A 22,260-nucleotide genomic window follows, 5' to 3' on the forward strand; every position below is an offset into this window, starting at 1 on the left:
TCGGATAGCATTTCTATGGTCCTTCCAAAGGGGCTGAGGTATCCTTCGTCTTCGTCCTCCGGCAAGGTTTTTGCCATCCAAGCCTTTCCAAACTCAAAGACGTCGTAAAGTCTGTTGGAATGAGTTTCGTCTGGTCCAAAGACCCTAAAGTTGTTTGGATTTAACCTTATTACCTCTTTCAGAAAAGCCCCCAAGGGTTTCGTATTTTCAACCTTCTGCGTTGGATCCACTCCAAAGCATTCAATGGGTGGAAGCTTTAGAGGAACTCTGAGCAGTCCTCCGTTGGCGTAGGGACTTTCCCCCATCCTTTTCTCTGGCACGTTCTCTAAGATCTTATCTATCGGTTTTCCCTTCTCGTCAAAGAGTTCCTCCGGTTTGTAGCTTTTTAGCCACTCTTCCAGCACCCTCAGATGGTCTGGGTTAGTTCGGGCGTCTGAGAGTGGGACCTGATGAGCTCTCCAGTATCCCTCTATATAATGCTTCCCAACCTTTTTGGGCGCCGTCCAGCCCTTAGGGGTTTTTAGTACTATCATGGGATAGTAGGGTCTGGTTAAAGGCTTAGTATTTTTAATCTCCAAAATCCTCTCTACAGCCCAATCCATGATTTCCGCCATGTTCTGATGGGCTTGCATAACTTCCTCTGCAACCACTACCTTAGGCTCAGAAGTTCTTCCTCTTCTATCCTTGATAGCAAAGTTGGATTGTTTATCTTGTAGCCGTTGAGCAAAAGCACCGGAAGGACTATGCCATCCCTCTGTGGATTGATAAACTTGTTGGCGTGCCAGGAGGTTGCCAGGGGTCCCGTTTCTGCTTCCTCATCTCCCACCACCGCAACCGCCAGTAGGTTTGGATTGTCCAGGACAGCACCGTAAGAGTGAGAAAGCACATAACCCAAGCTCTCCACCCTCTTGGATAGATCCGGGAAGTTCGGGCGTGCAGTGACTACCAAGTCCTCCGGGAAAGGAAAAGGCCCTAAAAAGATTTTTTATTCCCTCCTCATCCAAGCTAAACTGAAGGTAGATGGGTGCTATGTATCCTGGTGCGCCATGTCCAGGTCCCACCACAAACAGGCAGTCAAGGTTGTATTTCTTTATCACCCTGTTGGTATGCGCATAAATAAAGCTTATGCCTGGGCTTGCACCCCAGTGTCCCAAGAGTCTCCTCTTTATGTGCTCCGGCTTTAATTGTTCCCTTAAAAGTACGTTGTCCCAAAGGTATATCATCCCAGCCGAAAGATAGCAACATGCCCTCCAGTATAAGTTTACAGTTTCAAGATCCATACTTACACCTCCCCATTGATCATTTTAATGGTTTTTAAAAGTTCTTCTCTGCCTTTTCCCTCTTTTGCGGAAGTAAGGATTATGGGAGCGTTTGTTAAAGATCTGACCTTTTTTATAGTTTCAGACTGCTCCTTTTGGCTAGCGTCATCACATTTTGTAAGAACCACCACATATTGATACCCTTCAAGAAAGCGTAGCATCTGCTCATCCAAAGGTGTGGGTCCGTGCCTGCTGTCAATAAGTGAGAACACGAGCGCTATTCTATCTTTGCACTCTGAAAAGTACATTTCAATCATCTCTTTCCATCTTTCTCTTTCTTCTCCAGATACCTTTGCGTATCCATAGCCCGGCACATCTACCAAGTAAAGATTTTTGTCAAAAAGGAAGAAGTTTATGCTTCTAGTCCTACCAGGCTCTTTACTGACATAAGCTACTTTTTTACCAACCAGCATGTTTATTAGAGAAGACTTTCCTACGTTGGATCTTCCCACAAAAACCACGTGCTTTCTCTGATCTTTTGGAAAATTCCCTCTGAAGGATCCAAAAAATTTCACTTCTTGCTGGTTTCTATGCATCCTTTTACTTCGCCCAACAGATAAAGAGAACCTAAGACTAAAGCATCCTCCTCTAAGTTTAGCACTTCTGCAGGGGAGTTTAAGGTGATTATTTCTTGGAACCTCAGCTTTTCTGCTTCCTTTACCAGCTCAGATAGACTCTCACCCCTGTAATGGCTTAGTTCCAATAGGTATATCTTGTCTGAAAAGGTTCTGAGAATTTTCATAGAATCTCTCCATTCTTTTTCTTTCAAGCCCGTAAAGACGGGCACAAGTTTTATCCCACTTGCTTTTAGCTGATTTATCACAAATTTTACACCATCTGTATTGTGTGCGCCGTCTAAGACCAAAAGCGGGTTTTTTTTGATTACTTCCATTCTCCCTTCCCATCTGGTGCTTTCAAGGGCTAACCTTACCGCATCTTCCTTCAACTTTATAACCTGAGCTGTAAGGGCTATGGCTATGCTTGCGTTGTCTATCTGCCACTTTCCCCAAAGGCTAAGTTTTGTCTCTTTTATTTGAAAAAAGTCCGATGTAAATTTCTTAAGCCATGTTTGCATACCCTCCACCTTTCCCTCAGCGAAAAAGTCCATCCCAGCTACCAGAAGGTCCTCTTTTCTGCAAAGTTCTAAAGCCAAGGGATAAAGGGGATACCTTGGACTTCCTAAAACTATTGGTTTGCCTTGGGTGTATATGCCTAACTTTTCCCTTGCTCTTTCTTCAGGAGTTTTCCCAAGCCATTTGGTGTGGTCTCTTTGGATGTTGGTTATTGCGCAGGCAGAAGGATTACAAACTTTGGTTGCGTCCCATCTGCCTCCCATACCAACTTCAAAAACCGCAAAATCTACCTCTTCGTCTTGAAAAAACTTAAGGGCTATGAGCGTGCATGCTTCAAAGTAAGTTAGTTCAAACCTTTCAAAAACAGCTTTTAAATCACCTACATAATACCTTAGTTTTTCTTCAGAAATCTTCTGTCCATTTATTCTCCACCTTTCCTTTTCGTCAAACAGGTGTGGCGATACAAACCAGCCTGTTTTGTAACCGTGACGTCTCAGAATGCTTTCTGAAAAGGCGCAAGTAGAACCTTTGCCGTTTGTACCACCTACAAGGATGGGTGTATAGCAGAGGTTTTTCAGTCCAAGATAATCTACCGCCTTTTGAATTCTGTCCAATGTGGGAACTATCTTGTAATCTTTGCCTTTGTAAAGCTCGTAAAGAATCATAGAAAGGATATATTATTATACACGTTACACGTTGGGTGAGAAATGAGGAATTTGTAATATCCGTCCCATTTTTCCTCAGTCTATCTTATCCGAACCTACCCATTTGAGTAGTTTCTTGAGTTTGAGTTGAGAAGTTTCAACTATTCGGAGCCAAGCAAGAAGTTTTGAGAAAGAAATAAAACTTAAAAGAGCTTTCCATTCCACCTGCACCAGACGGGACGGAAGCCTGCCTGGAATACCCTCTGCCCTCTGGGCTTTGGGTTTTGTCAGGCGGAATGCTATATTTTTAAAGACAGAAGAAAGCCCGTCAAGGTGGGGATAAATTCTCTGTGGAAGAGTTAGTTCATAGCTAAGAATTTGTTCTTTCATTCTTTAACTCCTATCCACATAGATAAACATAACACGGTTTGAGTAGAAAATCAAAGAACAGTAGAAAAGCTAAAATAAATTTGTCCCAGAAGATGATTAAGATTGAACGGCTATTGAAAAGTTCTCTACCGCTGGAACGAAATCTACCAACTTAAGCTCTCTTTTGATCCTTTTCAGCTCTCCTATTTCATGTTTTACCAACACTGCAAAGTACTCTAAATCTCCCTTGTGGTTTATATTATTACAAAAGGGGTATAAAATGTACGGAGAGTTCCAGGAGAGAGTTGGGGAATCCGAAAAATCGGAGGTAGAACAGGGTCCTGACCTATCGGTGATCTACACAGGTTCCCGAGCCTTAAAAGAGGCTCCAGAAATATACGGTGTGGAAACAGGCATTGAGGGTTTAGACAATCTATTTTTTATAGTAAGGGACAGAAATGGAAAGTTGGTAAAAGAATCACTAAAAGGCATTCCTGCATACTCAGTTTTAAACTTGACTGGAGTTGCAGACACTGGAAAATCACTAATGGCGGAGCAATTTACGGTGTACAGAGCTAGTAAAGGGGATAAAGTTGCCTTTATAACCGTTGAATCTCCTGCCAATTTCGTAGTAGCTTCTTTGAAATTAAGAGCTATTGCTATGGGCTTAAATTTTGACCAGTTCCAAGACAACATAATTCTAATAGATGCTGCGTCTTCTACAAAATTAAGAGAAAACATACCTGATCTTCTGGACACTTTAGCTTACGTGATAAAAAATTACAAGGTCAAATTTACCATAATAGACTCGGTGACAGGTCTCTTTGAAAATAAGGAAATGATGGCTAGGGCTGTGGTAAGAAGATTATACAACTTTATGAAAAAATGGTATCAGACAGCTATATTTGTATCTCAGAAGAGGAGTGGGCATGAGGAGCTTACCGCAGAGGCGGCGGGAGGATATGCAGTAAGTCATATAGTAGATGGCACTATGGTGGTGGCTAAAGAACTTATAGACTCTTCCTTTAAGGCAAAGCTTTACAAAAAACCTTTGGGAGACATAGTTAGACTTTTTAGGATAGATGGTTGTAGAATGTCTGGACATGACACAAAAACCCACTTCTTAGAGATTACCGAAACCGGATTGATAAAAATAAAAGAACCCATAGGAGGTTAAACTATGGTCATTGAAATTACTGGTGTCCCAGAGCAACAAGTAGACGTGAGGAACCTGGAAAACTTGACCGCCAGGGTGTTTTTCAAAGCCATCGATCTACTAGGTGGGCTATCAAGGCTGGCGGAGTATAAAACGCTAACTTGGCTTCCAAGTATGGCAAGGGCAGCTTTTGTAGTAGTGCTAAAAAACGAGTATTTGAAAACAGATGAAGAGATAGCTCAAATGGTTGGCCTTACGAAGAACACTGTAAGAGGTATACTAAGGGCGGATCCAACGGTTGCTTTGGAAAAAATAAAGAAGTTGGAGGAGCTAACAAAAGAGGAGGCAAAGGAATTAAGAGTGCATACCGCAGGTGGAGTGGCAAAACTTGCCTACAAGTTAATCACAGAGGGACAAGAATCAGAGGTCTTTATAAGCTTTTGCAATATAGTTGCGGAGGAGGTATGTAAAGCCCTTGAAGTGCCATGGGCTTACGCGGTGCTAAAACATCTAAAAGGTGTGAAGTATCCAATCCAAGAAAGCTCTGTACTCAAGGAAAGGTTGAAAGGTCTAAAAATAAAAGATCATGCAGCGGAGGAAATAGTAGAAAGACTTCACTATCCAATAAAGACGCCTGCCTCGCTTTTACACGAGATAAAGCTTGTTATTTCGGAAGCTAACCAATAAAGTTTATAATATTACCTTATGGTAAAAGTTGCTATAAACGGGTTTGGTAGGATAGGAAGGTCCTTTTTAAGGGCTTGCTTACAAAAGGACAATATTGAAGTAGTAGCCATCAACGATTTGACTGACACGAAAACTCTTGCTTACCTTCTTAAATACGATTCGGTCCATGGCGTATTTGATGGCACAGTTGAAGCAGAAGATGGAGAGCTTATAGTGAACGGAAAGAGCATAAAAGTTTTTTCTGAAAAGGATCCTAGCCTTATACCTTGGGGAGAGGTAGGTGCGGAAATTGTAATAGAATCAACCGGTGCATTTACATCAAGGGAAAAGGCAGAGCTTCACCTAAGGGATACTGTAAAAAGAGTTATCATATCCGCGCCAGCCAAGAATCCAGACGTAACCATAGTGCTTGGTGTCAATCATGAAAATTACGATCCACAAAAACACTTTATTATCTCTAACGCCAGCTGCACCACCAACTGTCTTGCTCCCTTAGTAAAGGTCCTTCACGAAAACTTTGGAATAAAGAAGGGTTATATGGTAACTGTTCATGCCTATACGAACGACCAAAGGGTTTTGGATTTACCGCACAAGGACCTAAGGAGGGCAAGGGCTGCTGCAATAAACATAATACCCACCAGCACAGGAGCTGCAAAGGCTATAGGGGAAGTTATACCGGAGCTTAAAGGGAAAATTGATGGCACCGCAAGAAGGGTCCCAGTAGCCGATGGCTCCCTTGTAGATTTAACCGTAATAGTAGAAAGACCGCCCGCCAGCGTGCAAGAAGTAAACGAAGCTTTCAAGAAAGCTTCAGAAAAAGAACTAAAAGGTATTCTTCAATACACAGAAGATCCCATAGTTTCCCAAGACATAGTGGGGAACGAGCACTCTTCTATATTCGATGCTGGGCTAACTCAAGTTATAGAAGACATGGTTCATGTTGGTGCTTGGTATGACAACGAATGGGGTTATTCCTGTAGGCTCAGGGACTTAGTGCTATACATAGCCAGCAAATCTTAGATATATGTTTTGTAGGATAAAAAGTGGGGGAGTTCTTGGAATTGATGGCTTTCCTGTTGATGTGGAAGTTGATTTAGCGTCTGGCATTCCCCAGTTTAACATAGTTGGGCTTCCGGACAAAGCCATAAACGAAGCAAAGGACAGGGTTAGGTCCGCTCTTAAAAACATTGGCTTTCAACTTCCAGCCAAGAGGATTACGGTAAATTTGGCTCCATCTAACCTAAAAAAGCAAGGTACACTTTACGACCTTCCCATAGCGGTTGGTATACTAAAGCTTGCAGGTATTATAGACAATGACGAAGACACCGTTATAGTTGGAGAGCTTTCCCTTGATGGAAAGGTAAATCCTGTTAATGGAATACTTCCCATAGTCTTGTCTTTAAAGCAGAAGGGTTTCAAAAGGTTTATCGTACCAAAGGAGAACGCAAAAGAGGGTGCTGTAGTTCAAGAGGTTGATGTATTTGGCGTGGGCTCTTTGGAGCAGTTAATTAGGTTTTTGAGAGGGGAAGAGAATATACAACCAGAAAAGGTTGATTTAAACACGCTTCTGTCTAAGATTTTTGACTACAGCATAGATCTTGCAGACGTAAAAGGACAGTATCAAGCAAAAAGAGCTTTGGAAATTTCCGCCGCAGGTATGCACAACTTGCTTCTGATAGGACCACCTGGAGCGGGCAAAAGCATGTTAGCAAAGCGCATAGTTACTATACTCCCACCTTTGACGTTGGAAGAGGCATTGGAAGTAAGCAAGATATACAGCGTGGCTGGGATATTAAAAGAAGGACTTATGGTTCAAAGACCATTTAGATCTCCCCACTACACCGCATCAGAAATAGCGCTGATAGGAGGTGGTAGCAACCCCATGCCTGGAGAAATTTCCTTAGCTCACAGAGGTGTGCTATTTCTGGACGAAATGGTAGAGTTCAGCAGAAAAGCTTTAGAATCTCTAAGGCAACCTATGGAGGATGGGTACGTGACCGTGTCAAGGGTAGGCGGAAGGATAACCTTTCCAGCTAGTTTTATCCTTGTAGGTGCTACAAACCCATGTCCCTGCGGCAACTACGGCAATCCATACAAAGCCTGCACGTGTTCCCCTTCCCAGATAAGGACTTACCAATCCAAACTCTCCGGACCCATCTTAGACAGAATAGACCTAAAGGTATGGGTAGAACCCGTTGAAGTTCAGGACCTTATAAACCCAAAAGTTGGTGAAAGCTCAAAGGAAGTTAGGGAGAGAGTTATAAAAGCTTACCAGATCCAGAAGGAAAGGTTTAAAAATTCAAAGACCAAATTCAATTCCCACATGACAGAAAAGGAAATAGAAAAATACTGCACGCTAACCAAGAGCGCAAAAGAAGTTCTTGAAAGAGTTATGAGTAAAACTCATCTAAGTGGGAGGTCTTACAGCAAGCTTTTAAAAGTATCAAGGACAATAGCAGACCTGGATGGAGAAGAAAAAATAAAAGAGGATCACATTTTAGAGGCTATACACTATAAAATTGAAGAAAAGTTACTAACTTCTAATTTGCTATGAGCCATCTCCTTCCTAGTTCTTACCCTATCCTCCGTCCTTTCCATTGGCAAGGACTTAATAGGGAAAGCATCAGCTATTTTCCATCAATACGCAGCTCTTACGGCTTTGCTTAACAATTCACCCGGCATTCCCGAGTGTCGCCCCAGCAAACAGAGCGGGAACTAACCTGCTCTTCAATAACGGTTTCAGAGGGGAAAGGTTTCTCGGCAAAACCTTAGCCACACTCCCCAGAACTTGCCAAGGACTTTGACTGGTTTTACCCAGCCCCTGTTTAGGATTCCTTCCATTGGCTCCCTTCACAGAACCTTGGCCTGCTCTGGGGAAACCAGCCTCCGAGAATTATTGGACAAAGCCGCTCTTGCTGAAAAAATATAAGGTAGATTTTTTTACCCAGGTTTATAATAGTTATTATACTATAAGGAGGAGGATTATGAAAAAAACAATATTAATAAACGCTCTGACTTTACTCTTGTGTTCTGGGGTAGTTGCTAATAGCTTAGATTTTAGAGTTTCTGAAGGTATTAATGAATCCCAAAGGCTCATAGAAACGGCATATAAGGCTGGGGGTAAGGATAAATCTATCTATCACTTTGAGAAGGCAAGAGCTTATAGAGATATATCTGTATTGCTTGCTTCAGAAATGGAAGAGTTGGGTTCTAAGATATTTGCTATAAAGAGTATGAACTCTGCATCCAAGGCCATAGAGGGAAGTCAGGTGCTTGATAAATTGGAAAGCGCAAAACTAGGACAAGGAAGGCAAGTTATAGATCCAAATAGCCTTTTGTTGGCGCTTGAGAAAATCAGGGATGATAAAGCGTTTAACTGCGCTCCTAAGGAACTGGCTTATGCAGAAGCTTATTACGAGGCTATAGTTTATGAACTTTCAAAAGATAAACCAAAAGATTCTCTTTTGCAAACTCTATATAATAGCTATCTTTCCAGCTATTTAATGGCTAAAGAAAAGGTAGATATATCAAAGAAAGAATCACTTGAGTGTTACGTAGGTAAAATACAACTCCCCAGTGTGCCAGAAGCAAAGGAAGAACCCTTAGCAAATATTCCGGAAGGTGTCGCGGAAAAGGTTGAGAAAGTAGAGGAGCCCCTATTGGTTCGTGCAAGGGTTCATTTTGATTTTGATAAAGCTAACATAAAGAGAGAGTATATCCCATTGTTAAACGAAGTGGTTAGAACTTTAAAGGAAAATCCAAAAATCAGCATAAGAATTGAAGGATATACCGATAACATAGGTGGTAAAACGTACAACGAGAAACTTGCGCTAAGAAGGGCTATGGCAGTTAAAGACTACCTCGTAAAGCACGGTATAGACTCAAAGAGGATAGAGGTTGCAGGCTTTGGAAAAGAGAAGTATATAGCAGAAAATACTACCCCTATCGGTAGGCTCACCAATAGGAGGACTGAGTTTATAGTCATACAGGTAGGTGGGGACTAATAAATAAACTTCATTATCAAGTTCTTTAATAAAAGCCTCTATAAAACCCCAGCCAGCCCAACAAATTGAGTGTTCAACGGGCCTTTCTCTTTTAGATGTCCTTCGTAAAAAATGCAATTGCATATCTGTGCGGAGTTTTCATCGTCCGCAAAGCCAAAGTTTCTTAGGGACTCTTTAAACAACTTTTCCCATTCTTCCCTGCTGGAAGAGGACATTAGAACCTTTGCCATCTCTCTGCCTATTTGTATTATTAATGCAAAACCTCCGCTGTTGCCCGCAATGTTCTGAATTTCATCCACTATCGCAAAAACAAGGTCTGCATTCGTCCAGTCAGGCTTATATACTAATTAGATTTCTGGCTATGTGGAGCATTAAAATCTGTTAAGCATCTCGCATCCTTTTGTTTCTCCATTGCGCACCTACTTATTTAACCCATTCCACCATCCTCTCCCCTGGATCTAAATTACAGATAAACTTCTTTGCCATCCTTTCTCCATACCTGCACTACAGAAGGTCTTGGGACCACCACACCATCACCCAAATAGGGCCATTTTGTTTGAGCACCTTCTCCAGGGTGCTGTATGGCACAGAAAAAGGTTTTGTAATCATCGGAAAACTCGGGACCGCATATTTCACAGCCTGGAACTCCAGATAGGAACATCTTTAGCTCTTTAGTTTGCATGTTTAGGGTGTATACTCCGTCATTTTTCTGGAGTCTGTCTCTGCTTGGGTTTCCGTCTGTGGCTATCCAAAGGTTTCCTGCTTTGTCAAAAGCAAAATTGTCAGGTGCAGATATTGCTGGCACATTTGAAGTTGCAGTTTGGCCGTATATTACAAGTTTTTTGTTGGTATCTGTTGAGTTGGGGTCTCCGCACAGCAGGGGTATAGTCCATGTAAACCTTTCTGCAGTGGGATTTCTGCCCTCTTCTATGATCTCTACGATGTGTCCCATGTAGTTTGGACCTCTTGGATTTGCTCTGTCGGTGGAGGGCTGACCGCTTGCCCCTCTCCTCTCATTGTAAGTTAGAGCAACGAATACACTCTTTGTGACTGGGTTCCACTCAAAGTCCTCTGGCCTGTCCATCTTGGTAGCTCCAAGGGCATCCGCTGCACCTCTGGTGTTTATAAAGCAGAGCACTGGATCATTCTTGAATACTTGTGGTAGGTTCGGATTGGGTGTTATTCTGCCTCCCTCCACCGTGGCTATTGGGACCCACTCCCCGGTGAAGTTATCTTTAAACCTTGCCACGTATAGGGTCCCTTCGTCCAACAGCCCAAAGTTTGCTTCTCTGTTGTTTGGATTATACTTACCTTTGGTGACGAACTTATAAACATACTCAAACCTTTCGTCATCTCCCATATATACCACCACTCTACCGTCTGGAGCTACAACCGTGGTTGCTGCTTCGTGCTTGAACCTTCCAAGGGCTGTTCTCTTTACTGGCGGTCTGCTCGGATCGTAAGGGTCAATCTCTACCACCCACCCAAACCTAAAGGCTTCGTTGGGCTCTTGATTTATGTTAAACCTATTGTCTATGTTGTGAAAACCGTAAATCGCGGAGAAACTGCTTGGAACTCCATATCTTTGGTGTATATTCTTAACCAGATCATCGGTGAGTTGGTCTCTGTTGCCAGCAAAGTATGAATGGAAGTTCTCTTCACAGGTTAAAACTGTTCCCCATGGCGTTTTCCCCGCAGCGCAGTTGTTTAAAGTACCCTTAACAAAGGTTCCCGTTGGGTCATAGGAGGTTTTCATAAGTCTGTGTCCTGCTGCTGGACCGGATATATAGCAGACGGTTTCTCCCGTGATCCTTCTATTATAAGCGGAGCCTTTAACATAAACCCATTTTTCCCCACTCCTTTTTATCTCCACAACAGATACACCGTGGGCGTATAGCATAAGTCGGGACTGATTTTCGGTAGGTGTGTTGAAATTAGAAAACATAAGTTCAGGGTTTGTGTATTCGTGATTTACCACCAAAAGGGCCCTATCTTGGTCTAACTTGAAAAAGCCCACATAATCACAGTTGTATCCAAAGCAGTGCTTCTGTCTCTCTATGTCCTCCTCGGTGGGTGCGCCGTAAACTCTGTTCCAGTCAAGAGCTGGTCCGTTGTCCAACGGATCTCCCCACTTGATAAGGACGCTGTGATCGTAGCCCTCTGGAATCATTATTCTGTCTTCGGTGTTGGGATAGAGGGTGTTGTAGGTTAGGGTAGAAGGCCTGGTTTCTTCTGTTGCACCGTCTGTTGCACCGCAGGAGTAAAGAACTATGGAAGCTGCGGCAAACTTTAATAGGTCCCTTCTGTTAAGTGCATAGAGAAAAATGTCTCCAAAATACTCCAACTTTCTCATGGGAGCACCTCCAACTTTTTTTCATGTAAGTGTTTTTAACTAACTTTTGTTAAAAAATCGTTAAGACTCTTCTTATTCTGTAGATTATCCTCTCCTTTGGCACCACGTCGCAGAGAATATCCACACCCACACCTTCCAGCTCCCCAGTTAAGGCAGCTCTGAGAGTGTGCCAAAAGTCCTTTGCCTTTATACCAAGCTCCTTTTGGGCCAATTTCGCTACTTCCTTTATCCTCTGTGCGTTTAGCTCTCCTTCTTCTAACTTCAAAAGCACGTAGTTTAAAACCTGCACCGCACTTTGGTTTTCAAGCACTGCCTTTGCTTCCTCTGAATAAACCACATCATCCACAAAGAAAGGTCTTAGCTTTTCCACTGCTTCCAATAGTGTCTCAAAGGCATCCCTGGCTTTTTCCAGAACCTTCTTAAGGTATTCATCTTCAAACTCGTATCCTGCCTCCCTCAAAAAAGGTGTCAGGTAGTTTGCAAGCTTATCAACCGAGAGAACCTCCCTTATATAAACTCCGTTCATCCATCTTAGTTTTTGGGCATCAAAGACCGCAGGGGAGCTGTTTATGTCCTTTAGGTCAAAGAGTTTTATTAACTCTTCCTTTGAGTATATCTCCCTTCCCTCCTCTGGCGGAGACCATCCCAAAAGGCAAAGGTAGTTAAACATTGCCTCTGGCAGAAAGCCCTCCTCTCGGTAGTTCTTTACAGAAACTGCACCGTGTCTTTTGGAAAGCTTACTTCTGTCTGGTCCAAGGATCACTGGCAGATGAGCAAACTTTGGAATCTCAAAGCCCAAAGCTCTGTATATAAGTATCTGTTTGGGAGTGTTTGGAATGTGGTCCTCTCCCCTTATTACGTGACTAACTCCCATCAGAGCGTCATCCACAACCACCACGAAGTTATAAACAGGCGTGCCATCGCTCCGAACGATCACAAAGTCTCCAAAATCATCTGCACTTATGGATATGGGTCCCTTTACTAAATCCTCAAAGGTGATTACCTCTCCCTCTGGTACTCTGAACCTTATGGTATAGGGCAGTCCCTTCCTTTTGGCCTCCTCCAGGGTTAAGTGTCTGCACTTGCCCGAATACCTGTAGGGAATGCCCTTTTCCTCAGCCAGTTTTCTTTCTTCTTCCAACTCCTCCGGTGTGCATATACAGGGATAAGCCCAGCCACTTTCTACTAGCTTGAGGGCGTATTCTCTGTATATATCAAACCTTTCCGATTGTCTGTAAAGTTCATCCCACTCTATGCCAAGCCACTCCAAGTCTTTAAGGAGCATCTCCTCAAACTCTTTGGAAGATCTTTCTCTGTCTGTGTCTTCTATGCGAAGGATAAACTTACCACCGTGATGTCTGGCAAAAAGGTAGCTAAATATGGCAGTTCTTGCGTTGCCAAGGTGCAGATAGCCCGTAGGGCTTGGTGCAAACCTGCTAACTATCATGCTTTAATCCTTGGCAAGTATTTTAAGGGCTATGGGGGATACTAAGGTAGTTATTGCCACCACGAATATAACCACCGCATACAGCGTATCATCAAAGAGCTTAGCTTGTCTTCCAAACTCTGTAAAGATCAGACCCACCTCTCCTCGGGGCAACATAGAAAAACCAATAAGAAGCCTCTCTTTCGTAGTTCCAGGTATAAAAAACCCAGAGATAACTTTACCAAAAATGGCAATTAAGCCAAGCACAATAGCAAAGGTCCAAAATTTAGGAGAGCTAAAATCTATGGCCTTTAGATTTAACTGAAGCCCAACGTAGACAAAGAAAATGGGCGTTAAAACCCAAACCAAAGGTAATATAGAATGCTCTATCTTTTCTGCCATTCTCTCGTCGGTTTTCAAAAACAGTGCAAAGGGAAGGGCAAACCTTCTGGAAAGAGCAAGTCCCGCAGTAAAGGCACCTAAGATCTCCGGAGAACCCACCTCATGCGCCAAAAAGGCAAAGAAAAATACCATAGACAAGACCGCAGGTGGAACAAAATCCATAGTCCCAAGCTTTCTGGAAAGTATCTGAATGATCCTTGCCAAAATCTGAGCCAGTATAGGAGATAGTATGAAAAAGGAGGCTATGTATAGTATTAGAAGAAACAGTGCATCCACATGAACCATACCTTCCTTAGAAAGCTCATACAATCCTGCAAGAACGATAACGCCGAATATATCATCCAAGACTGCGGCGCCAAGCACTATCTGGGCAAACCTCTCTTTCATCTTACCCAAATCTTCCAAAACTCTGACTGTTATTCCTATGCTCGTGGCGGTTAAGGTGCCACCTATGAAAAGGGATGTCAGGAAAGGCAAATCAAGAACATAAAAGCTAAAAAGAAAACCTAAGACCATGGGAGCTGAAGCACCTACTGTGGCAACTACAATGGCGTGTATGCCCACCTTTCTAAGTTGGTGAATGTCCGCCTCTAATCCTACCTGAAAGAGCAAAAGTATCACTCCAAGCTCCGCAAGGACCTTTATTATTTGATTTGGTTCAATAAGACCTAAGGCGCTTTTGCCAAGAAGGATACCTACCAATATCTCCCCCAAAACTGCGGGAATACCAAACTTGGCGAAGGTGTCCCCTATGATCCTTGCACTGAAGAGGATTATGGCAAGGTAAAGCAAAACGTAGTGTATTTCCATGGTTTACCACCCAGTGGACCCAAAACCGTTTTCTCCCCTTAAAGTGGGACTTAGTTCCAGAACCTCTTCCCAGAGGACCTTAACAAAAGGAGCTATAACAAGCTGGGCTATCCTATCCCCTCTTTTTATGAGAAAATCTTCTTGCCCCAAGTTTATAAGTGCTACTTTAATTTCTCCTCTATAGTCTGGATCGATGGTGCCGGGAGCGTTCAAGATAGTTATGCCGTGCTTTATAGCCAAACCACTTCTTGGTCTTACCTGAGCCTCAAACCCATCGGGCAGTTCTATGGCTATGCCAGTAGGAAGCAAAACTCTTTCCAAAGGTTTGAGGACCACTGGCTCATCACCAGCGTACAAAAGGTCCATACCCGCAGAGCCTATCGTAGCGTAAGAAGGTAAGGCTAAGTCTTTGGAGTGTGGAAATCTCTTGATTTTAACCTTCAGCATTTTATTCCTCCTTAGCCGGCGGTGGGATTTGAACCCACGACCTAGGCATTACGAGTGCCTCGCTCTACCGCTGAGCTACGCCGGCTGGTCTACACCAACCGTACTCAAGTCTGGCCTTCCTTTCTCGTCTATGCCTATGACCTTTACCCTTATCTGATCCCCCACCTTAAACCTTGCTCTAACATCCCTGACCCTTTCTCCCATCTTTGACACGTGAAGCATTCCCACCTTTCCTTCAAGGACCTCAACAAACACTCCGTATGGTTCTACCCTTGTTATCTTTCCTTCATAGACTTTACCAACTTCCACCTCTTCCAAAAGCTTCATTATAGCCTCTTTCACTTGCTGGATTGCCTCTTTACTCATACTGGTCAAAGACGTTTTGCCACCCTCATGAACCCAAACGGAGACACCCAGCTTGTCCCTCCACTCTCTAACATTTTTGCCACCGGGACCTATAACCACAAGTGCTTTATCTTCTGGAATCTGTATGATCTCTATCTTCGGAGCATATGGAGAAACTTCCTTCCTTGGTTCTGGCATAGCTTGATACATCTTTTCCAGGATATAAAGCCTTCCTTCCTTTGCCTGCATAAGAGCTTCTTTCATAATCTCCCTGCTTAAACCCTTTATTTTTATGTCCATCTGCACGCTGGTAATACCATCCTTTGTGCCTGCCACCTTAAAGTCCATGTCTCCAAGCTGATCTTCGTCTCCGAGAATGTCCGAAAGGATCGCATAACGATCTCCTTCCATTATGAGCCCCATAGCTATACCTGCCACGTGCTTTTTCATAGGAACACCTGCGTCAAAGAGCGCCAAAGAACCTGCGCATACAGTAGCCATAGAAGTAGAACCGTTGGACTCCAAGATATTGGAAACCACCCTTATGATATAAGGAAACTGTTCTTGGGGAGGAATAAGGGGTTCCAGAGCTCTCTCCGCCAAGGCACCATGCCCTATCTCCCTTCTCCTTGGTGGCCCCCAAGGTTTTGCCTCTCCCGTGGAAAAAGGTGGAAAGTTATAGTGAAGCATGAACCTTTTAAAGGTCTCCCCTTCGTAGATGGTCTCCACCAACTGGGCTTGTTCTGGAGCTCCCAAAGTAACTGTGGCAAAGGCTTGGGTTTGACCTCTCGTAAAGATGGCACTGCCGTGGGGTCTTTCAAAGGGATGAACCTCTATACTAATAGGTCTAATGTCCTTTGGACCCCTACCGTCAATCCTCAAACCCTCATCCAAGACCATTTTTCTCATTAGCTTGCTGATGAGTTTTTTGTATTGATAACTGAGTTTGAAAAGTTGGTCCTCTGGGACCTGATGGTTTGCTATGAAATCTTCAAAGATCTTAGCCTGAAGCTTTTTCCTTTCCCTTTTGTCTTGAACTTTTAAGGACTCTTTTATTCTATCTGTGCAGTAGCTTTCCAAAAGTCTTTGCAGATCTTCGGGAAGCTCAAGTCCTTCAAATTCAACTTTGGGAGAGCCCATTCTTTTTCTTAGCTCATCCTGTGCCTGCAGTAAGTCCCTTACGGCGGACTGGCCAAAGAACAGCGCCTCCATAAAGGTTTCCTCATCTACCTCCTTGGCACCACCCTCCACCATCACAATGGCAAACTCAGAGCAAGCCATGACTATCTCTAAATCTGCCTTCTGTCTCTCTTCGTAAGTGGGGTTTGCCACCAATTTTCCTTCCACTCTGCAGACTCTAACCCCTGCTATAGGTCCGTCAAAGGGCACACGAGATAAGTGCAATGCTGCACTGGCACCGGTTATGGCTAACACATCGGGATCATACTTGTCATCTGCAGAAAGGGTAAGGGCAGTAATTACTACCTCATACGGAAAGCCCTCAGGCAAAAGAGGTCTTACAGGTCTGTCTATTACACGGGAGACCAATATTTCTCTGTCTGTTGGCTTTCCTTCCCTCTTTACAAAACCACCGGGTATTTTACCCCAAGCGGAGGACTGCTCCCTGTAGTCAACAGTCAGGGGAACAAAGTCAATGTTAGGTACTGGGTTTTCGGACATAACAGCTGTTACTAGAACCGCAGTTCCTCCCTGTTTGACCACAACCGCACTGTCTGCAAGCTTTGCATAGTGCCCCGTCTCTATGATTATTGGATCTTTATCTTCAAATTTAACTTCTACCCTCTCCATTATTTAACCTTTAACCCAAGTTTTTTGACGATCTCCAGATATTTATCATAATCTTTTTGCTTAAGATACTCTAAGTGTCTCCTTCTTGCATGTATCATAGCGATCAGTCCCCTTCTCGAGTGAATGTCCTTTTTGTGCTTTTTTAGATGTTCTGTGAGCCTGTTTATTTTCTCCGTAAGTATGGCTATCTGCACTTCTGGAGATCCCGTATCCGTATCGTGCCTTCTGTAATCCTCAATAATTTTCTGCTTTATCTCCTTTGGAAGGGCCATAGGGTTTACCTCCTTAAATGTTTGGTAATTTTTATAGAATTATAAACCAAAACTCTAAGGGAGTTTCAACTACACTTGATTTTACCGAAAAACCTGTGTATATTATCAACAAGGGGGTGGTTTATGCCACTAGATTATCAGGGTATATACATACTTTCCAGTGGTATGCTTCTGCAGCAAAGAAAGTTGGAAACAATAACCCAAAACTTAGCCAATGTAAATACTCCTGCTTTCAAGAGTGAGTTGATGCTTGCTGGAGTTTGGGACACGCCTGACGGCCAGAGAGTAGAGAACAATGATTCAGGAAATCCTGCAAACAATTTTGTTTATCCTATAGTGGAGAGAATGCACACTCTTCTAACGCAGGGGCCAATCAGACAAACGGACAATCCTTTGGACCTGGCTCTTGAGGGTGAGGGCTTTTTTGCTGTCAGGTCGGGACAGGAGGTGTTTTACACTCGCAAGGGAAACTTTCGTATTGATGCAGAAGGTTACTTAGTCAATGAAATTGGTATGAGAGTTTTAAACGAGAACAATCAAGAAATAAGGATAATGGGGGATGTTAGCTTTGCACCAGATGGCTCTATTTTTAGCAATGGGAACCTTATTGGAAGGTTGGGCATATACAACTTAACTAACCCCCAAAAGGTGGGAAGGGATCTGTTTACAGGCATACCTCAGCAAGCCCAAAACTTTAAGGTTTTGCAAGGTTTTCTTGAAGATTCTAACGTAAACGCCATTTTGGAGATGGCAAAGCTTATAGAAGCTCACAGGGCTCACGAAACATATGCCAACCTTATCAGGGCTCTGGACCAAATTCAAGAAAAGGTCAGCAACAACTTAGTTTAAAAGAGGCTTTTCTGACCAAAGACTTTGTCCAACTCTTTTAATATACTTTTCATTTCAAGCTCTTCAAGCTTTTTCTTAAGAGCGTCTATTGTAGGACTTTTTAGCTTTAAATCTTCCAGCTCCACTTCTAAATGCTCCGGTGGTTTTAGCTCTACCAAAGAGTAAGCTAATTTCAGTTTTTCTCTATCCGCCTGCGGAAAAGCCTTCTCAAATTCGTCCCATCTGGAAAGTATATTCTCTACAGAAACATACTTTTTAAGAATATTTATAGCGGTTTTTGGACCTACCCCCTTTATACCCTCTATGTTGTCCGTCTTGTCTCCTACCAAGGCAAGGTAATCTGCCAGCTGTTTTGGTCCCACACCAAACTTTTCTTTCACCTTTTCCTCGTCAAACACTTCGTTAAGCACAGGATTGATCACGATAACTTTTTTATCCTCAACAAGCTGAAGCACGTCTTTGTCTGGAGAATAAATCTTTACGTTAAACCCCCTTTCAAGGGCTAACTTAGTCAGATAAGCTATCAGATCGTCCGCTTCATAACCTGGCATTTCTACGAGCTTTATACCCAACAAAGAAGAAAGTTCTTTTATCACCGGTATTTGAACCTTCAAAGGATCTGGCGTAGGTGGTCTTTTGCTTTTGTATTCTGAATAGGTAAGCTTTCTCTGAGTGGGTGCGGGTAGGTCAAAGGCTATAGCCATGTAAGATGGTTTTTCTGTTTTCAAGATAGAAAGTATGGACCTAAGAAAGCCGTATATGGCACCTGTGGGAAAGCCCGAGCTTGTGGAAAGTGGCGGTAGGGCAAAGAAATTTCTGTAAAGGAAGGCAGAACCGTCAAAAAGGTAGAGGACTTTCATAAGGAATGCATCTTTTTTCTGTAATAACTTTTACAAGCCTCTACCAAGCTTTGGGTAGCACTCTTCACGTCTTCAAACCCGAGTATGGCGGAAACGACTGCAATACCCTTTGCCCCGCTTTCCAAAACCTCGGCCACTCTGTAGTGAGTGATACCCCCAATTGCTACTATTGGTTTTGAAGTCATCTTTACTGCCTGCCTAAGGGCTTCTATACCCACAAGCTTGTAGTCTTTTTTCGTTGAAGTTTCGTATATAGAGCCAAAGCCTATGTAGTCTATAGGCAGATGCTCTACTTCTCTTAGCTTTTCCAAGCTATTTACGGAGTATCCTATGTACATTTTGTTTCCTACGAGTTTTCTTACCACGTCCGGCGGAAGGTCCTTTTCTCCCACATGCACCCCATCTGCTTCCACTGCAAGAGCCAAATCTACTCTGTCATTAACCACAAGCTCCACACCGTATCTTTTGGTTAGCTCCCTCAGAACCAAAAGCTCTTCGTACATCTGCCTTGAGCTTTTTTGCTTGAACCTATACTGAAGGGCAGTAATTCCTCCCTGTATTGCCTGTTCTACGGTGCTTATAAGGTCCCTATCTTTGAAGAAGGCATCGTCGGTAACCAAATATACGCTTAGGTTCATATCTTTTAAAGATAGCCTGCTTCCACGCCTATGCAAGCGTTCCAAACAACTTTTATTCTATCTTTGTACTTTTCTATAACCTCTGGGTTTTCACAGCCGGGTTGTAACCATACACACTTGGCACCTACCTTTAGGGCTTCTTCAAAAATGGGCTCTATGTGTGCTGGGTTTCTAAAAACATTTACTATATCTACAGGCTCTGGCACTTCCTGCAAAGAGGACAAAACTTTTATACCGAGTATTTCCTGACCCGCATACTTTGGATTGACAAAATAAACCCTGTGCTTTCCTTTGTTTATAACCCTCTCTGAAACGTAGTAAGAAGGTCTTTCTGGATCTGGAGATATGCCCACAACCGCAACGACCTTTGCACTTTTTAAAACTTCCAGAGCGTCATCTTGGTGTGGATGATGGAGTTCTCTCATGGGAAAAATTATATCATATTCTTTACAGTCTCTAAAAGCTGGTCCATATCTTCTTTTGTTCTCTTTTCTGTAACTGCAACGAGCAAGCGGTCGCCGTAGCCAAACCTTTTTAAAGGTAAGCCAAACACAAAGCCTTTTTCCAAGAGTTTTTGGTAGATCTCCTCTGCCCTCGGGTGTTTTACTGGAAACTCCCAAAGATGTTTTCCGGTGTATGGCACCTCAAAGCCCAGCTCTAAGAGTTTTTCCTTCAGATATAAAGCCTTTGACAAGCTCTGGATCGCCACTTCCCTAAGACCCTTTTTCCCAAAAAGGACCATATAAAGCAGATTTGCTAAAGCCATAAGATTTTGGTTTGTGCATATATTAGAAGTAGCCCTTTCCCTTCTTATGTGCTGTTCCCTTGTTTGAAGTATTAGAGTAAAAGCGCGTTGGCCCTTTACGTCTTCTGCCAAGCCCACTATTCTTCCCGGCATTTTTCTGACGAGTTCCTCCCTGCTTGCAAAAAAGCCCACATAGGGACCCCCAAAGTTTAATGGAACACCCATCTGCTGTCCTTCCCCCACCACTATGTGAGCTCCAAACTTGCCAGGAGGTTCCAAAATAGCCAAGGCTATGGGGTCTGCCACCACTATCAACGGCACCTCGTAATGTTGGGCAAGCCAAGAAATTTCCTTTAAGGGTTCCACAAAGCCAAAGAAGTTAGGATACTGAACCGCTAACGCATGACATGTTCCATCTTTTAGATGCTTTTCCAAAAGTTCCAAATCCACAGTTCCTTCATAGGTGAGGGGAATAGCCTCCAAAAGGTCTTGATATCCAAAAAGATACGTCTTTACCACATCTCTGTAAAAAGGATTTATCCCTTCTGTAAGAATAACCTTATTGCCTCTGCCTTTAATAGCCCTTGCCATAAGCACCGCCTCTGCCAGCGCAGAAGCGCCGTCATACATACTGGCGTTTGCTACTTCCATACCCGTTAGCTCGCACACAAGCGTCTGATATTCAAACAGAGCCTGAAGGGTGCCCTGAGAGGCTTCCGCTTGGTATGGAGTGTATGCGGTCAGATACTCTCCTCTGCTTAGTATCTGCCATATAGCGGATGGGATGATGCGATCATATGCTCCCCCACCCACAAAATAGACCAATGGCTTGTTTAGTTTTGCCAGTTCTTTGAAGTATCTTCTTAGCTCTTCCTCAGACTTAGGTTCAGGAAGGTTTTCCGTTTTCTCCAAAAGGGAGGGATCTATGTGTGAGAAAAGCTCCTCTAAAGAGGACAGTCCTAAGGTGTTTAGAATCTCTTTTGTTTTTTCTTCCGAGTGGGGGATATACATTTACCGTTCCTTTTCTTCATACCTCAAATCTTCTTCTGGCAGTGTTTCTAAGGATTCCTCAATGATGGGGCTTTCTTCTTCTGGGAGCTGTAGAGTAACTTTTTCGCCCTTCTCTTCCAATATCAACTCCACAAGTATTTCAGCATACTCCTTAGGGGAGAGAAGATCTTCCACCTCGGATACGTCCGCCAGTTCTAAAACTGCAATCCACCCGTCCTCGTAAGGAGATTCATTGATGATAGCAGGCTCGTCGTTTAGAGCTTCATTAACCTCTATCACCCTACCAGACACTGGAGAATAAATCGGAGAGACACTTTTTACAGATTCAACGTTGGCCAACGTGTCCCCGCTTTCAAACTCCTCTCCTACAGAGGGCAGGTCTACATAAACTATATCCCCCAGCTCCTTCTGTGCATAGTCTGTTATACCCACCCAAGCTCTGTTGCCCTTCACTAAAGCCCATTCATGATCCTTCGTATAATACCTGTCCGCCTTTACTAAATACTTTCCTACAAAAAAGTCTTCCATTTTGAGACCTCCTTTAGAGTATTTCGTATTTTATCCCGTATTCCTGATAAACTTCGTTAAGTATATCTTCTATATTACCCTCTGCATTTCTGTACCTTTCCACAGTTCTTATTACGTAATCAAGATCCATAAGCCTGAGCAGAGCAACACCTTTTGACACTATGTTCTTTTTGCCTGCGCTTAACAGTTTAGCAAGCTTTTCTTTTGTTAGCTTTTCTATAGGGTCCAAAACGAGCACGTGGTTACCTCTTAGTTTCCTTAGCCCTTTGTATAGCCCATAAAGAAAACTACCTTTTTCGTTGTTTATAAACACCACCTCAGGAAATTTGTCAAAGAGATCTTTCATCTCAGAGGTTATAACCGCGTATATGCTGTCAGGTCCTATTATTCTACTTAATAGATTTACCTGATCCTTCAGATCTTCTGTTAGGTCCTCTTTCTCTAAAAGGGATCTGTACAAGATAAGTAAGACCTTCATTCCTATTAATTATAATGCTTTAGAGCTTTTCAACG

The 22,260-nt window shown here is 43.1% G+C and carries 23 protein-coding genes, 1 tRNA gene and 2 pseudogenes; 6 read left to right on the forward strand and 20 right to left on the reverse strand.

The genetic code is table 11. The annotated features are described in order from the left end of the window. The 6 genes and pseudogenes from V7P40_RS04635 to V7P40_RS04660 all read right to left on the reverse strand — a co-directional run. A pseudogene (locus tag V7P40_RS04635) lies at positions 1-650 on the reverse strand (phosphoketolase); the annotation flags it as partial. Further along, positions 650-949 carry a hypothetical protein gene (locus V7P40_RS04640; RefSeq protein ID WP_333784809.1) on the reverse strand — a complete coding sequence of 100 codons (300 nt, stop codon included), beginning with the start codon at positions 947-949 and terminating at the stop codon, positions 650-652. The gene V7P40_RS04640 and the pseudogene V7P40_RS04635, both read right to left, overlap by 1 nt. Beyond that, a pseudogene (locus V7P40_RS04645) lies at positions 897-1,280 on the reverse strand (phosphoketolase); the annotation flags it as partial. The gene V7P40_RS04640 and the pseudogene V7P40_RS04645, both read right to left, overlap by 53 nt. 2 nt (positions 1,281-1,282) lie before the next feature. Further along, positions 1,283-1,855: a ribosome biogenesis GTP-binding protein YihA/YsxC gene (gene yihA / locus V7P40_RS04650; RefSeq protein ID WP_333784810.1), complete on the reverse strand. Its 573-nt coding sequence runs from the start codon at positions 1,853-1,855 to the stop codon at positions 1,283-1,285. Further along, positions 1,831-3,057: a folylpolyglutamate synthase/dihydrofolate synthase family protein gene (locus V7P40_RS04655; protein WP_333784811.1), complete on the reverse strand. Its 1,227-nt coding sequence runs from the start codon at positions 3,055-3,057 to the stop codon at positions 1,831-1,833. Before V7P40_RS04655 ends, yihA begins: the two co-directional genes overlap by 25 nt. 75 nt (positions 3,058-3,132) lie before the next feature. After that, on the reverse strand, positions 3,133-3,426 hold the full coding sequence (locus V7P40_RS04660) for a hypothetical protein (protein WP_333784812.1): 294 nt from the start codon (positions 3,424-3,426) through the stop codon (positions 3,133-3,135). 259 nt (positions 3,427-3,685) lie between these two features. Between V7P40_RS04660 and V7P40_RS04665 the strand changes: the two genes are divergently transcribed. The 5 genes from V7P40_RS04665 (at position 3,686) to V7P40_RS04685 (ending at position 9,252) form a co-directional block, all read left to right on the forward strand. Beyond that, on the forward strand, positions 3,686-4,582 hold the full coding sequence (locus tag V7P40_RS04665) for a KaiC domain-containing protein (protein WP_333784813.1): 897 nt from the start codon (positions 3,686-3,688) through the stop codon (positions 4,580-4,582). A 3-nt stretch (positions 4,583-4,585) separates the two neighbouring features. Continuing rightward, complete coding sequence (locus V7P40_RS04670; RefSeq protein WP_333784814.1) at positions 4,586-5,248, forward strand: bacterio-opsin activator; 663 nt, start codon at positions 4,586-4,588, stop codon at positions 5,246-5,248. 18 nt (positions 5,249-5,266) lie between these two features. Beyond that, the gene (gene gap, locus V7P40_RS04675) at positions 5,267-6,268 is read left to right on the forward strand and encodes a type I glyceraldehyde-3-phosphate dehydrogenase (RefSeq protein ID WP_333784815.1); all 1,002 of its coding nucleotides are present in this window, start codon (positions 5,267-5,269) and stop codon (positions 6,266-6,268) included. A 4-nt stretch (positions 6,269-6,272) separates the two neighbouring features. Beyond that, on the forward strand, positions 6,273-7,802 hold the full coding sequence (locus V7P40_RS04680; RefSeq protein ID WP_333784816.1) for a YifB family Mg chelatase-like AAA ATPase: 1,530 nt from the start codon (positions 6,273-6,275) through the stop codon (positions 7,800-7,802). 430 nt (positions 7,803-8,232) lie between these two features. Then, a complete protein-coding gene (locus V7P40_RS04685) occupies positions 8,233-9,252 on the forward strand; it encodes an OmpA family protein (RefSeq protein ID WP_333784817.1) in 1,020 nt (339 codons plus the stop codon). 38 nt (positions 9,253-9,290) lie between these two features. Here the strand turns inward: V7P40_RS04685 and V7P40_RS04690 are convergent, their stop codons facing one another. The 8 genes from V7P40_RS04690 to rpsO all read right to left on the reverse strand — a co-directional run bounded on the left by V7P40_RS04690 (position 9,291) and on the right by rpsO (position 17,116). Beyond that, complete coding sequence (locus V7P40_RS04690; RefSeq protein ID WP_333784818.1) at positions 9,291-9,482, reverse strand: hypothetical protein; 192 nt, start codon at positions 9,480-9,482, stop codon at positions 9,291-9,293. A gap of 233 nt (positions 9,483-9,715) precedes the next feature. Beyond that, positions 9,716-11,605 carry a PhoX family phosphatase gene (locus V7P40_RS04695; protein ID WP_333784819.1) on the reverse strand — a complete coding sequence of 630 codons (1,890 nt, stop codon included), beginning with the start codon at positions 11,603-11,605 and terminating at the stop codon, positions 9,716-9,718. 49 nt (positions 11,606-11,654) lie between these two features. Then, positions 11,655-13,052, reverse strand: a complete 1,398-nt coding sequence (gene gltX / locus V7P40_RS04700) for a glutamate--tRNA ligase (protein WP_333784820.1) — start codon at positions 13,050-13,052, stop codon at positions 11,655-11,657. 3 nt (positions 13,053-13,055) lie between these two features. Beyond that, complete coding sequence (locus tag V7P40_RS04705; protein WP_333784821.1) at positions 13,056-14,243, reverse strand: cation:proton antiporter; 1,188 nt, start codon at positions 14,241-14,243, stop codon at positions 13,056-13,058. A gap of 3 nt (positions 14,244-14,246) precedes the next feature. Further along, positions 14,247-14,690, reverse strand: a complete 444-nt coding sequence (dut, locus tag V7P40_RS04710) for a dUTP diphosphatase (protein ID WP_345786304.1) — start codon at positions 14,688-14,690, stop codon at positions 14,247-14,249. Between the two features lie 13 nt (positions 14,691-14,703). Continuing rightward, positions 14,704-14,775, reverse strand: a tRNA-Thr gene (locus V7P40_RS04715). After that, positions 14,766-16,844 (reverse strand): polyribonucleotide nucleotidyltransferase, encoded by a 2,079-nt coding sequence (locus tag V7P40_RS04720; protein ID WP_333784822.1) that lies wholly within the window; start codon positions 16,842-16,844, stop codon positions 14,766-14,768. The genes V7P40_RS04715 and V7P40_RS04720 overlap by 10 nt, the downstream gene beginning before the upstream one ends. Continuing rightward, on the reverse strand, positions 16,844-17,116 hold the full coding sequence (rpsO, locus tag V7P40_RS04725; protein WP_333784823.1) for a 30S ribosomal protein S15: 273 nt from the start codon (positions 17,114-17,116) through the stop codon (positions 16,844-16,846). The genes V7P40_RS04720 and rpsO overlap by 1 nt, the downstream gene beginning before the upstream one ends. 123 nt (positions 17,117-17,239) lie before the next feature. Between rpsO and V7P40_RS04730 the strand changes: the two genes are divergently transcribed. Next, positions 17,240-17,965 (forward strand): flagellar hook-basal body protein, encoded by a 726-nt coding sequence (locus V7P40_RS04730; protein WP_333784824.1) that lies wholly within the window; start codon positions 17,240-17,242, stop codon positions 17,963-17,965. On the opposite strand, the gene V7P40_RS04735 is transcribed toward V7P40_RS04730, so the two are convergent. From V7P40_RS04735 to V7P40_RS04760, 6 genes are read right to left on the reverse strand one after another with little or no spacing between them, the layout of a single operon-like run. After that, entirely contained in the window at positions 17,962-18,825 is an 864-nt protein-coding gene (locus tag V7P40_RS04735; protein ID WP_333784825.1) for a 5'-3' exonuclease H3TH domain-containing protein, read from the reverse strand. The two genes, V7P40_RS04730 and V7P40_RS04735, sit on opposite strands and share 4 nt — an antisense overlap. Continuing rightward, positions 18,822-19,508 carry a thiamine phosphate synthase gene (thiE, locus tag V7P40_RS04740; protein ID WP_333784826.1) on the reverse strand — a complete coding sequence of 229 codons (687 nt, stop codon included), beginning with the start codon at positions 19,506-19,508 and terminating at the stop codon, positions 18,822-18,824. Before thiE ends, V7P40_RS04735 begins: the two co-directional genes overlap by 4 nt. Then, the gene (locus V7P40_RS04745; protein ID WP_333784827.1) at positions 19,469-19,888 is read right to left on the reverse strand and encodes a CoA-binding protein; all 420 of its coding nucleotides are present in this window, start codon (positions 19,886-19,888) and stop codon (positions 19,469-19,471) included. The genes thiE and V7P40_RS04745 overlap by 40 nt, the downstream gene beginning before the upstream one ends. An 8-nt stretch (positions 19,889-19,896) precedes the next feature. Then, entirely contained in the window at positions 19,897-21,219 is a 1,323-nt protein-coding gene (gcvPA, locus tag V7P40_RS04750) for an aminomethyl-transferring glycine dehydrogenase subunit GcvPA (protein ID WP_333784828.1), read from the reverse strand. Continuing rightward, entirely contained in the window at positions 21,220-21,747 is a 528-nt protein-coding gene (gene gcvH, locus V7P40_RS04755; RefSeq protein WP_333784829.1) for a glycine cleavage system protein GcvH, read from the reverse strand. A 13-nt stretch (positions 21,748-21,760) separates the two neighbouring features. Continuing rightward, positions 21,761-22,225 carry a hypothetical protein gene (locus V7P40_RS04760; RefSeq protein WP_333784830.1) on the reverse strand — a complete coding sequence of 155 codons (465 nt, stop codon included), beginning with the start codon at positions 22,223-22,225 and terminating at the stop codon, positions 21,761-21,763. Positions 22,226-22,260: the final 35 nt, after the last annotated feature.

It is taken from the genome of Thermocrinis sp., assembly GCF_036781485.1.
GTDB lineage: Bacteria > Aquificota > Aquificia > Aquificales > Aquificaceae > Thermocrinis.